This is a genomic window from Micromonospora deserti (assembly GCF_003236335.1).
Classification (GTDB): Bacteria; Actinomycetota; Actinomycetes; order Mycobacteriales; family Micromonosporaceae; genus Micromonospora; species Micromonospora deserti.
Genome location: NZ_POUB01000193.1, coordinates 1 through 11800, shown reverse-complemented (window position 1 = coordinate 11800; position 11800 = coordinate 1). Strand labels below are relative to the sequence as shown.

General features: G+C 72.3%; 13 protein-coding genes. 3 read left to right on the top strand and 10 right to left on the bottom strand.

Annotated elements, in window-relative coordinates; all coding sequences use genetic code 11:
* The 4 genes from C1I99_RS22770 to C1I99_RS22755 all read right to left on the bottom strand — a co-directional run.
* A partial coding sequence (locus C1I99_RS22770) for a cellulose-binding domain-containing protein (protein WP_199562354.1) occupies nucleotides 1-491 on the bottom strand: 491 nt, incomplete at its 3' end.
* Nucleotides 492-896: 405 nt separating this feature from the next.
* Entirely contained in the window at nucleotides 897-1724 is an 828-nt protein-coding gene (locus C1I99_RS22765; protein WP_111136250.1) for an SDR family oxidoreductase, read from the bottom strand.
* A 277-nt stretch (nucleotides 1725-2001) separates the two neighbouring features.
* The gene (locus C1I99_RS22760) at nucleotides 2002-3498 is read right to left on the bottom strand and encodes an aminotransferase class I/II-fold pyridoxal phosphate-dependent enzyme (protein ID WP_199562353.1); all 1497 of its coding nucleotides are present in this window, start codon (nucleotides 3496-3498) and stop codon (nucleotides 2002-2004) included.
* Between the two features lie 228 nt (nucleotides 3499-3726).
* Nucleotides 3727-4932: a helix-turn-helix domain-containing protein gene (locus C1I99_RS22755; protein ID WP_111136248.1), complete on the bottom strand. Its 1206-nt coding sequence runs from the start codon at nucleotides 4930-4932 to the stop codon at nucleotides 3727-3729.
* A gap of 438 nt (nucleotides 4933-5370) precedes the next feature.
* Here C1I99_RS22755 and C1I99_RS22750 point away from each other — a divergent pair, with 438 nt between their 5' ends.
* Nucleotides 5371-6096: a Clp protease N-terminal domain-containing protein gene (locus C1I99_RS22750; RefSeq protein WP_111136247.1), complete on the top strand. Its 726-nt coding sequence runs from the start codon at nucleotides 5371-5373 to the stop codon at nucleotides 6094-6096.
* Between the two features lie 6 nt (nucleotides 6097-6102).
* Here the strand turns inward: C1I99_RS22750 and C1I99_RS22745 are convergent, their stop codons facing one another.
* From C1I99_RS22745 to C1I99_RS22730, 4 genes are all read right to left on the bottom strand, one after another.
* Complete coding sequence (locus tag C1I99_RS22745) at nucleotides 6103-6621, bottom strand: hypothetical protein (RefSeq protein WP_111136246.1); 519 nt, start codon at nucleotides 6619-6621, stop codon at nucleotides 6103-6105.
* Nucleotides 6622-6837: 216 nt separating this feature from the next.
* On the bottom strand, nucleotides 6838-7032 hold the full coding sequence (locus C1I99_RS22740) for a DNA repair protein (protein WP_111136251.1): 195 nt from the start codon (nucleotides 7030-7032) through the stop codon (nucleotides 6838-6840).
* A 63-nt stretch (nucleotides 7033-7095) separates the two neighbouring features.
* The gene (locus C1I99_RS22735) at nucleotides 7096-8124 is read right to left on the bottom strand and encodes a sensor histidine kinase (protein WP_111136245.1); all 1029 of its coding nucleotides are present in this window, start codon (nucleotides 8122-8124) and stop codon (nucleotides 7096-7098) included.
* The gene (locus C1I99_RS22730) at nucleotides 8117-8809 is read right to left on the bottom strand and encodes a response regulator transcription factor (RefSeq protein WP_111136244.1); all 693 of its coding nucleotides are present in this window, start codon (nucleotides 8807-8809) and stop codon (nucleotides 8117-8119) included. Before C1I99_RS22730 ends, C1I99_RS22735 begins: the two co-directional genes overlap by 8 nt.
* A 133-nt stretch (nucleotides 8810-8942) precedes the next feature.
* On the opposite strand from C1I99_RS22730, the gene C1I99_RS22725 reads away from it, so the two are divergent.
* Both C1I99_RS22725 and C1I99_RS22720 read left to right on the top strand, forming a co-directional pair.
* Nucleotides 8943-9506 (top strand): DUF4396 domain-containing protein, encoded by a 564-nt coding sequence (locus C1I99_RS22725; protein ID WP_111136243.1) that lies wholly within the window; start codon nucleotides 8943-8945, stop codon nucleotides 9504-9506.
* 136 nt (nucleotides 9507-9642) lie between these two features.
* The gene (locus C1I99_RS22720; protein ID WP_111136242.1) at nucleotides 9643-10305 is read left to right on the top strand and encodes a GNAT family N-acetyltransferase; all 663 of its coding nucleotides are present in this window, start codon (nucleotides 9643-9645) and stop codon (nucleotides 10303-10305) included.
* 236 nt (nucleotides 10306-10541) lie between these two features.
* Here C1I99_RS22720 and C1I99_RS22715 read toward each other — a convergent pair whose 3' ends face one another.
* Nucleotides 10542-11240: a TetR family transcriptional regulator gene (locus C1I99_RS22715; RefSeq protein WP_111136241.1), complete on the bottom strand. Its 699-nt coding sequence runs from the start codon at nucleotides 11238-11240 to the stop codon at nucleotides 10542-10544.
* A complete protein-coding gene (locus C1I99_RS22710) occupies nucleotides 11203-11691 on the bottom strand; it encodes a thiol-disulfide oxidoreductase DCC family protein (RefSeq protein ID WP_111136240.1) in 489 nt (162 codons plus the stop codon). The genes C1I99_RS22715 and C1I99_RS22710 overlap by 38 nt, the downstream gene beginning before the upstream one ends.
* Nucleotides 11692-11800: the final 109 nt, after the last annotated feature.

The window sequence follows — 11800 nt, the reverse complement described above, 5'->3', positions numbered from 1 at the left end:
CCTTCCTCGTTCGCCCTCAACGGGGTCACCTGCACTGGCGGCGTGGTGCCGCCGACGCCGCCAGTGCAGGTGACCCCGTTGAGGGCGAACGAGGAAGGGGCCGTGTTGGTGCCCGACCACGACCCGTTGAAGCCGAACGACACCGTCGCGTTCGTGGCGATGGTGGCGTTGTAGCTGACGTTGGTGGCGGTGACGTCATTGCCCGACGAGGTGACGGTGGCGTTCCACGCCTGGGTCACCCGCTGTCCGGAGGGGAACGTCCAGGTCAGACGCCAGCCGTTGAGCGGTTCGCCGAGATTGGTCACCCGCACGTCCGCCGTGAAGCCGCCCGGCCACTGACTGGGGGTGGAGTACGCCACCGCGCAGCCCGCCGCCGCGTGGGCGGTGCCCGTGACCATCAGGCCGACGCCGGCCAGCAGCACCGCGATGCCGCTGACGACCAGGCCGAGCCGCCATCGTGTCCGTCGTACCGTGCCTCGCAGTCCGGCCATGACGCTCCTCGTCAGAAGTTGCTGTCGCCTCGGGTGACCGTGCCGGACGCCGCGTGGGAGCGACGCCGGAATCGGTCGCAGAATAAGTTTGGATCATAAACTTTGTCAATCGATACAGCCCTATATCGACCACAAGGTGGCGCGCCCTCCTTGTTGGCTCCGGCGGGCGGGGGAGCGCGGGAAGACGACGAGGACCATCACCGGCAGGGCGGATCGGCGGCGCCGCGCCGAGCATCGACCCGCACCGCGGTGCCGCGGTCAGGCCGAGCCAGCCGCCGTCGTCATGCGCCGGTGCCCAGCGCCGGGCGGTACGTGGGCGAGGGCCACCGGCGCCGCGCCGCGCGAACAGCCCCCGGCCACCCAGCCCGCCGTCGGGAGGGTCCTACGACAACCCGGTACGGCCCGTCAGTCGAGGGTGTGGTGGCCGGCCTTGATGACCCGGTCGTACTCGCTGCGCCGGGCGTCGTAGGCGGCCTCCAGGTACGCCTCCGTGTCCGAACCCACCGGCAGTCGCAGCGGTGGCGACTCCATCCGGCTGAGCCGCCAGACCACGTCGGCGAAGAGCTCAGGGGAGTTGATCTCCGCCTTGGCGTTCATGCCGCGCAGCGCGCCGAGCATGCCGTCGCTGACCGGCGCGTAGTCCGCGATTCGGATCTCCGGCATAACCAGGTTGGAGCTGTATCCGGTGGCGAAGCCGCCCGGCTGCAGGATGGTTACCTTCACCCCGAGGTGCCCGGCCTCGGCGGCGAGGGACTCGGCGGCACCCTCCAGCGCGAACTTGCTCGCGGTGTATGCGGCGAGCCCCGGGAAGGGGACCATGCCGGCGATCGAGCTGACGAAGACCGCGTGCCCGGAGCGCTGCGCCCGCCACACCGGCAGCACCGCACGGGTGAGTCGCCACGACCCGAAGAGGTTGGTGTCGAACTGCGCGGCGAGCTCCGCGTCGGAGACCTCCTCGAAGGTGCCGAACTGTCCGTAGGCGGCGTTGTTGACCAGGACATCGATGCCGCCGAAGGTGGTCACCGCCCGCTCGACCGCGGCGTGGCACTGCGCCGGATCCCGTACGTCCAACGCGGCGGCCACCAGGTTGCCCGGATGCTGCGCCGCCAACCCGGCCAGGGTCTCCAGCCTTCGGGCCGTCGCCACCACCTGCTCTCCCTCGGCGGCGAGCCGGGCTGCGAGGGCTTGACCGAGTCCGCTTGAGCACCCCGTGACCAACCAGCGCTTTGTCATCACCCTCGACCGTCCCATTCAGACAGTGACATCCCGGTGGCAGCGTGGCAGCGCGGGGTGGCAGGGGTGAAGAGAAATCCGCTGTCGTCAACTGGATACGTCGGGTATTCGTCGGACGCCGGGTCGGCCGACCGCCCACCTCGATGAGCGGACGGCATCCACATCGCGCCGAGACTCGGTTCCCCGGTGGGTGCCGAGGCCGGCATCCTGCGCGGCGTAACCCCTACCCGAGCCATGCGGTAGGGGTGCATTCGCGCCGGCCGGGATGTTCAGCCGTTCACTGAAGAGGCACATGCTCATCCACCGTGCGGCCCTCCTGCTGCCGCCGGAATTCTGGCCGAGCGATCGGGCGGGTCAGCGCCGCTGGTCCGGGGAAGGGGGCCGGCTGGTCGTAGCGCAGCCCTGCCACGATCCAGCGGCGCAGGATCTCGTCGATGATGTCGTAGTGGCTGCCCAGATGTAGCCGCACGTACGGTGCGGGTGCCGCCTGGTTGAACAGCGAGGCACAGATCATGGTGCCGGTCGCGTAGAAGAGGTCGTCCCGAAACCGGTCGATGCCCTGCGGGATGGAGTGGTACACCGCCGGGACCTCGAAGATCATATATGAGGTGGAAGGTCCTACGCACACCGAACTGCTCGGCCACCCCATACGATCGACGAGGTACTGCCGGACCCGTTCCTTCTGGCGCGCGTAGAACATGCCCGTCTCCAGAGTCCAACGGGCGGCTTCGGCGGTCTTCAACCAGGCGCACATCACCTCCGCGTTGTGGGTGTTGCAGTGGTAGCGATTGATCCAGGACTCGCGCCCCAGGTCGCGCAACAGCCGTGGTGAGGCGGTGATGGCCGCCACCCCCATCGTGTTGCAGCTGAACTGTTTGCCGAAGGGGCGCGTCGCGACCCAGCGGTCGAACATCCCGGACCGCGTCAGGGCGTTGTCGCCGCCGTTCCGGTCGAACGCGTCCAGAACGGTCTTGAGGCCGTTGACCAGGGGGACCCGTGGGTCGTGCACCGCGTAGTAGGCGTCGTCGACGAGCAGGTAGCCGCTCTCGGCGGCGCAGAGGTGCAGCAGGTGGGTCGTGACGTCTGCCGGCCACTGCATGCCGGTCGGATTGTGTTGTGGATTGCTGACGGCGAGGGCGACGCGGCGGCCGTCCCGCTCCCGCGCCTTCCGGACGATGGACGACCATTCCTCCAGGTCGGGCAGCCAGCCGTTGCCGGGTCGGATGGGCAGGTACACGATGTCGAACCCGACGTCCCTGAAGATCCCGCGGTAGTCCCAGCCCGGCGTCGGTACGAGGGCGGCCGGTCTGCCTCCGGCCGCACGCTTCCGGAAGTGCCGCATGGCCACCTTGGCGAGGTCGTACATCGCCATCCTCGTGGTCATCGACAGGCAGCCCACATCGATCTCGAGTCCACCACCCGGCTGCCGCCCCGTCAGGTGGTGTTCCTCGACGATGAGTTTCCGCATGACGTCGCGATGCCGCTGGATGCCGTAGCCGCACTCCGCGTATCCCATGTCCTCTCGGTCGAAGCTGAATGAATTGAGGAATTCGAGGAAATCGGGACAGACGCCATTCCAGTGCTCACCCTTGACCGCGTAGATCACCGGACCGTGCGGAGATCCGGCCGTCACGTAACGGTGATAGAGGATCTGCTCGGGAGAGCGCTCTCGCAGTGGTGCGGATTCGTTGCGCAGGTGGTCCGCCGCGCCTTTGATGTGACTCCGCATATGTCGGGTCTCTGCGAGCACCGAATCAGTCCTCGTCGCGTCCATGACGCCCCTCCACGGGATCTGTGGTCAGGCCGGCACCCTCACCAGTGCGAGGAGCCACCCGAGGCCGCCGTGCGGACGGCCGCTCTGTCGTGCCGTACGCAGGCGCGACAAGGCATGACCGTATCCGGCGAGCACGGCCGGTACCGCAACTCACCTGGGGCTCGAAGGCGCACCGGAAATGGGGGACGACAAGGCCACCGGATTTGGTGTCCGCGCCCCTGTCCGCTGTCAGGTCATGCCGGCCAGTCGGGTGAGGTGGGCCAGTTCGCGGCGTACGGTGAGGTTGTTGCGGCGTTGTAGACGGTGCAGCGCCTCGCGGCTCAGCGAGTCGTAGCGAACGTCCTCGGGCGACAGGGTGGCGACCTTGCCGAGGGCGAACACGGCGGCGGCGTCCTCGTTGCGCCGCGCGTGCAGGTGGGCGAGGGAGATGTAGTGGCGGGCCTGCCGGTCAGCCGGGTAGGCGTCCGGCACGTCCACCTCGGAGGCCAGGCGGATGGCCTCGGCCCCGTGGCCGAGGTGGATCGCGATCTGCACGGCCGCCATGCCGACCTCGGTCATGTTGAAGGGGACCAGGTGGGGCTGGGGTTGGTCGGCGAGTCCGGTGGCGGCGTCCCGGGCAACGCTGAGCAGCTCGCCGGCGCGGTCGACCTCGAGCAGGGCCGCTGCGGCCTCCGCGGCCAGCAGGCGCAGTGCGCCACGGTGGTTGCCCGTCTCGGGTGAGTCGCCGGCCGTCGCTGACTCCGCCGCGCCGAGTGCGAACCGGTAGGCCTCCATGTGGTGCCCCTGCTCCAGGTAGCAGGAACTGACGTGCCATGCCGCGGCGGGCAGCGCCGGGCCGGTGACGCGGGCGGCGGCACTCAGCGCCCGGTCGGCGGTGAGCCAGGCCAGTTGCTCCTCGCCCATACGGGACAGGACAGTCCGGGCCAGCAGGCAGGCGGCGATCGCCGGCTGGAGCGCGACGGGATCGGTGGTGGCGTGCAGGCGTGCGGCGGCACCGCGTAGCAGGCGAGGCAGCAGTTGCAGCGTGCTGCCGTACCGTCCGGCCCGCCCGAGCCACCGCCGCCCCGCCTCGGCGACGTCCGCCTCGAGGGTGGCAGCCGCCTCCGACCAGGTGTCGGGCTGCGTGAACGCGTTGACAGCGACGCAGTCCATCACGGCCTCCCGGACGGGCGCGACCAGGGCGGTGTGGACCGAGGGCTTGGCCCCCGTGCGGGCCGGCAGGCCGAGCAGGGTCATGAGGTCGCCGAGGTGGAGGACCTCCGCGATGCGGACCGCGCACTCGATGCTGTCCAGCCGGCGGTGGCCGTTCTCGATCTGCCGCAGCCACTCCTCGCTCCGGCCGACGAGGTCCGCCAGGGTCTTGCGGGACATGCCCCGCTGGCGCCTGGCCCCGGCGATCCGGTCCCCGACATCCCGGTTGGTGCCCTCAGCCATCGGCCTCGTCCTTTACGACCCAGGACAAGTTGCCGCCCGTCCGACGAGCCGTACACCCACCCGCCCCGAGCGGCGACGAGTTCCCGGGCCGGGACCGAGGCGGACAGCTACGCCGGGTGATGGCATTGTCGCCTCGCGAACAGGCGGGGTCGAGCGGGCCTTCGTCGTTCTTTCCTTATCTGAAGGCTCGGTGCTCGGGGAAGAGTGGGCCGCCGCTCTGTTGCTCGGGGGCGCGCCGGCACCCGCGCCGCCGGCTCGCGCCGTCCTTGGCGTCCGCGAGCCCTGGCCGGTTCTCGGTCGGCGGCCGCTGCACCGCGAGAGACGCGCCAGACCTTTCCGGATGGTGCCGATCCTCGGAGGGCGGCTGCCGGACGGCATCGTCGTACGGACCGTCAACCGGTAGTTGACGATCGCAGATCGTCAACCTATGGTTGACGTATGACAGAGCCAGTGCAGATGAGCAACCCGGTACGCCTCGACGATCTGATCGAGGCCATCAAGAAGGTGCACACCGACACTCTCGACCAGCTCGCCGACGCCGTCCTCGCCGCCGAGTACCTCGGCGAGGTCGCCGACCACCTGATTGGGCACTTCGTGGACCAGGCCCGCCGCTCCGGCGCGTCCTGGACCGAGATCGGCCGGAGCATGGGGGTTAGCAAGCAGGCCGCGCAGAAGCGGTTCGTGCCGAAGCCGACCGACGCGCCGCTGGACCCGCAGCAGGGTTTCAGCCGGTTCACCCCCCGTGCCCGCAACGTGGTGATGGCCTCGCAGAACGAGGCGCGGGCCACCGGGCACGCCGAGATCCGCCCGGAGCACCTGGTGTTGGGGCTGCTGGTCGAGCCGGAGGCGCTCGCCGCAAGGGCGATCGTCGCGCAGGGCGTACCGCTGGAGAGGGTGCGGGAGGCCGCGACCGCCGCGCTGCCGCCGTCGTCGGCCAAGGTCCCCGACCTGATCCCGTACGACGCGCAGGGCAAGAAGGCGCTGGAGCTGACGTTCCGCGAGGCGCTGCGGCTGGGGCACAACTACATCGGCACCGAGCACATCCTGCTCGCCCTGCTGGAGCAGGAGGACGGCCGCGGGGTGCTCAGCGGCCTCGGCGTCGACAAGGCCGCCGCCGAGGCCGCTGTGACGGCGGCGGTGCGGGCCGCCGCGCAGCAGGACTGACCGGGGTCAGGGCGCGGTGGGGAAGCCGTACCGGGTGGCGTGCTCCGGGTCGGCCGGGTCGATCTGGCGGATCCCGGCGTCGGCGAGGCGCTTGTTGACCTCGTCGAGCCGCTCGCGCACCAGCCGGGCCTCCTCCTCGGTGACCCGCCCCCGGTGCGGCTTGCCGGCATGCTCGATGGTGCCGTAGTCGAGCCGCTCGGCGCCGCGGCGCGCCTTCGCCGGGCGGACCCGTTCGGCGGTCCGGAGCAGCTGCGCCATCGGCATGTCGGTGGCCATCGCGTCGAACTCGCTCGCGGTGAGCACCACCCGCCGCGGTTCGTCGCCGCCGTGCCGGTCGTGGATCTCGACCACCGCGACGTCCAGGGCCGCGTCGTCGATGCTCTCCACCTCGACCGGGGTGGCGTCCAGCCGTACGGGCCCCGCCACCAGGTCGGGGTGCTCCAGCACGACGACGCGGACCGCCTCGTCGCCGGGCCGCAGTACGGTGCCGCTGAAGTCGGAGACGTGGATGGTCTTCTTGCCCATGTACGGAGCTTCTCCTGTCGTAGGCCGGGATGCCGGACCAGGAGACGTTACCCGACAGGTGTGCGAAAGCCCGGTGGACCGCCCCGGGTGTGTCGCCGCCGGGGATGCGGTGCCGGCCGGCGCGTCAGCGGGGGTTGAGGTTGCGGTGGGTGGAGGCGCCGGCTGGCGCGTCAGCGGGGGTTGAGGTTGTGGCGGGTGGAGGCGCCGGCCGGCGCGTCAGCGGGGGTTGAGGTTGTGGCGGGTGGAGGCGCCGGCTGGCAGCCGGTTCAGCTCGCCCCAGGAGAGCGTGTCCGCGTCGACGGCTCGGTTGCCCCGGTATGGCGGCTGGGCCGGGAACCGTCCGGCCGCCCGGGTGGCACGCCAGAGTCGCTCGGTGTCCTGCTGGTACCGGTCATTCGGCTGATTCGGCATGACCATACCGTCCCAAGAAATGTTGTCCATGTATGGAAATCGATATGACGGCCGATCGATGTCTCAGGTTCCCGCCGTCCGTAACCGGATCTCGAAGCGGCAGCCGTCGGCGACGTTCTGCACCTGTACCCGTCCGCCGTGGGCCTCAACCAGCCCGCGCACGATCGCCAGGCCCAGCCCGCCGGAACCCTCCACGGCGCCGTTGCCCGGCCCCGGGGTCCGGGCGGGCTCGCCCCGGAACGCCACGTCGAACAGCCGGGGCAGGTCCGCCTCGGGGATCCCGCCGCAGGTGTCCGCCACCGCCAACCAGGCGGTGTCGGCCTCCTGCCCGGCGTCGACGCGTACCGTGCCGTCCTCCGGGGTGTAGCGGACCGCGTTGAGCAGCAGGTTGCCCACCACCCGGGCCAGCTCCGGCTCGCTGGCGAGCACCGTCGGCCAGCCGGACTCGGCCGCCTCCAGGCGGATCCCGCGGGCGGCGGCCAGCGGCGCGGCGCTGGCCAGGGCGTCGGAGACCACGTCGCCCAGCGGCACCGCGGACATGGACAGGCGCAGCGCCCCCGCGTTGATCCGGGACAGCTCGAACAGGTCGTCCACCAGCCGGGTCATCCGGTCCGTCTCCACCCGAATCCGCCGGTGGTACTCGGCCACCGTCCCCGGGTCGCGTACCACCCGGTCCTCCAGCGCCTCCGCCATCGCCCGCAGCCCGGCCAGCGGGGTGCGCAGGTCGTGCGAGACCCAGGCGACCAGGTCCCGCCGTCCCTGTTCGATCCGCCGTTCCCGCTGCCGGGCCTGGTCCGCCCAGATCGCGGCGGCGGCCAGCCGGCGCCCGAAGAGCCAACCCACCGCCAGGCTCACCACCGCCGCGGCGGCGACGGTGATCAGCACCACCTCCAGGTCGTGCGCGGAGAGGAACATCGCCTCGGCGACCACCACCACGCCGGCCACCACCGCGGTCACGGTCACCGTCAGCAGGACGACGATGTGCACGGTGATCGACCGCCCGCGCAGCAGTCGCAGGGCGAGCGCCCCGACCGCACCCACACCGAGCGCCGCCACCAGCGCCGCTACGAAGATCAGCGCCAGGTCACGCATCGGCCGGCTCGTAGCGGTAGCCGACGCCCCAGACGGTCACGATCCGCCGGGGGTTCGCCGGGTCGGTCTCCACCTTCTCCCGCAGCCGTCGTACGTGCACGGTCACCGTCGACTGGTCGCCGAAGCTCCAGCCCCACACCCGTTCCAGCAGCTCGGCTCGGCGGAACGCCCGCGCGGGATGCCGCATCAGGTGCGCCAGCAGGTCGAATTCGCGCAGGGTGAGGGTCAGGTCCCGGCCGTGCAGCCGGGCCACCCGGGGGCCGGTCTCCACCTCCAGTCCGCCGTCGACCAGCACCTCCGGCGGCGCCGGGGCCGGCTCGCCGGCCCGGCGCAGCACCGAGCCGACCCGCAGCACCAGCTCGCGGGGGGAGAACGGCTTGCCCAGGTAGTCGTCCGCGCCCAGTTGCAGGCCCAGGATCCGGTCGGCCTCGTCGCCGCGCGCGGTCAGCATGATGATCGGTACGCCGTCCGGCCGGGCGCGTAGCCGCCGGCAGACCTCCAGCCCGTCCAGCACCGGCAGCATCAGGTCCAGCACCACCAGGTGCGGGCGTTCCGCGGCGACGGCGGCCAGTGCCGCCGCCCCGTCGCCGACGTGCGCGACCTGGTAGCCGGCGTGCTCCAGGTACCGGCAGACCACGTCGCTGACCGTCCGGTCGTCGTCGACGACCAGTACCCGCTGGACCACCGGGCACCTCCCTCGTGCCGGGCCAGCCTAGCCGCGGCGGCCCGGGCCGAACCCTTGCGACCTCCTTACGTTGTCCGGCGAGGGGTGGCCGCGAGCCCTGGACACATACCCCTAGGGGGTATATGGTCGGCGCATGACGAACGCGAATCTCACCCGGCTGGCGATCACGGCGACCCTGCACTGCCTCACCGGCTGCGCGATCGGCGAGGTGCTCGGCATGGTCATCGGCACCGCGCTCGGCTGGTCCGACCCGGCCACCATCGGCCTCGCCGTCGGGCTGGCCTTCCTCTTCGGCTACTCGCTCACCGTCCGCCCGGTCCTTCGCTCCGGGGTGCCGCTGCGCACCGCGGTCCGGGTGGCGCTCGTCGCCGACACGGTGAGCATCGCGGTGATGGAGGTCGTCGACAATGGCGTCATGCTCGCCATCCCCGGCGCGATGGAGGCGGGCCTGGCGAGCTGGGTCTTCTGGGTCAGCCTCGCTGGCGCGCTGGCGGTGGCCTTCGTGGTCACGGTGCCGGTCAACCGGGCCCTGATCGCCCGTGGCCGCGGCCACGCGGTCACCCACCGGTACCACCACGGCGGGCACGGTGGCTCACCGGTCGACCGCGCGGGGCACGGCCACGAGGAGCACGCGGGGCACGGCCACGAGGAGCACGCGGGGCCGGACCGGCGCGAGGCCGGGCACGCCCACCACTGACCGGAACCGTACGCCGGGCGGCTGACGCCCGGCGTACGGTGATCGGCGGCGCGGCCGGGTCGCTCGCCGCGCACCGGCTGATCGGCCCGACCGGGCACGGACTCCACCGGTGCCGAGCGCTCAGGGAGGTGAATCGATGCTCGACCGGCGGCTCCACCTGCACCTGGCGACCTGGCTCGGGCAGTGGCCGGCAGGCCCCGGGCTGCACGTGGTGGGGTCGCACCGGCGGGCCCGGCCCGCCTGGGACGGGCGGCTCCGGCCGGCGATCGCGGTCAGCGCCGGCGCCAGCACCGTGCTCTCGGTGCCCCCGGACCGGGTGGCCGCGGTCCGCGACCTGGCTCGCGGGCGGGTGGGGCGGCTGCTGCCCGGGCTGCCCGCGGCGGTCGGCCGTCCCGGCTGGGCGGTCCACGACGACGTCTTCCGCTGGAGCATGGCCCCCGCCCCGCTACCCGAGGCGGGGGAGTGGACCGCCCCGACCGCGTCCGGCCTGCCGTCCTGGCTGCGGTTGTTCGACCGCCCGGTGCTCGTGGTCCGCGACGACCGGGGCCGTTACCTGGCCGGGGTGGGGATCAAGCGGCACGACGCGCACGGCCACGAGTTGGCGGTGGGCACGGTGCCCGCCGCGCGGGGTCGTGGGCTGGCCCGGCGGCTTGTCGCGCAGGCGGCCCGCCGGGTGCTCGACGAGGGCGCCGTCCCGACCTACCTGCACGACCGCAGCAACGCGGCGTCGGCCCGGGTGGCGGAGGCGGCCGGCTTCCCCGACCGGGGCTGGCGGTCGTACGGCGTGTACCCCAGCTGACGGCCGTACCGGACGCCGAACGACGGCAGGGCGCGGACCGTGGATCCCGGGCCGGATCCACGGTCCGCAGCCTCCCCCCAGGTCCCGGGCGGGTCGACCGGCGGCACCGGGCCGGTCGCTCTCGATGCTGATTACGCTACGTATCGATCGGCTCATCGGCAAGACGCCACCGGCCGGCGGGAATTGTCCAATAGTGGACTTGACCTGGAGCGGAGCACCTGAGGCGGTGCGACGCCTCAGTGACGCAGCGTGCGAACGAGATCGAGTACCTGGCGGGTGACCGGGCGCAGCACCCGCAGCCGGGACAGCGCCACCAGCCGGTCGATCAGCGGCACCGCGCCGTCGATCAGTTGTCGGGTCCGGGTCTGACCCGGGGACCGGTCGTGGACCCAGTACAGGACCACCCCCATGTAGGCCAGCCAGAGCAGCTCGGGCAGCTGCGGGCGCAGCTCCGGGTCCACCTTGGCGGTGGAGCCGTCCAGCACCTCCGCGAACAGGCCGATGGCGGCGTGCCGGGGCCTGGAGGACTCCGCGGAGAAGGGGCTCAGCGGCGAGGTGGGCTCCGCCGCGGTCTTGAAGAAGCTGGCGGCGAAGTCGTGTGACGGGGTCAGCACGTCGACGCCGGCGTGCAGCACCCCGGCCAGCCGGGTGGCGAAGTCGGTCTCCCGGTCGAGTACCGGCCGGGCGGCCGCCCGGTGTTCTAGCTGGGAGAGCGCGTAGAACTCCTGGATCAGGTGGTCCTTGGAGCCGAAGTAGTAGTAGGCGTTGCCGACCGCCACCCCGGCCTCCTGCGCGATGGCGCGCATGGTGGTCTGCGCGTACCCGCGCTCGCGGAACAGCCGCATCGCGGTGTCCAGGATGAGCCGCCGGGTCTGCTCGCCGCGCGCGGTCGCCGGCTCACCCGCAGCGGTCGTCGGCGCAGTCTGATCGGTCATCGGGGTCACCGTATCCCGCCCGGTCCTCGATCGGCCCGGGCCACGGGTCGCGGACGCGTTCGCGCAGCGACGAGGCGGTGGCCACCACCCGACGGGCGAGCGGCAGCAGGTGCGGGTGGGCGAGGCGTTCGGCCGTCGACCGGTGATCGGCCAGCGCCCAGAGGCAGGCGAACCAGGCGCCGTCGCCCGCGTAGACCTCGCCGGTGTCGGCCACCACGGTGAGGTCGCGCAGCGTGGCGGCGTGGTCCAGGCCGGGGAGGCGGCGCCGGGCCTCGGTCGAGCCGGCCGGCACGAACTCCAGGGGTACGAGCTGCGCGCGCGACGCCAGCCAGCTGCGGGCGGCCCGGCACAGCGGGCAGTGGGCGTCGTAGAGGACGGTGAACCCCCGGATCGCGTCGCCCCCGTGTGCGGCGCGCTCCGGGTGGTCCGCCCCGTTGGACCGGAGGTTCATCGTGCCGGCGGGGCCGTCGGCCCGGGCTCCGGCTGGGGGCCGCCCACCGCGGGACCGCTCGTGCTGCCCTGTGCGGGCTGCGGGAGGCCCGGGACGGGCGGGTACGGGC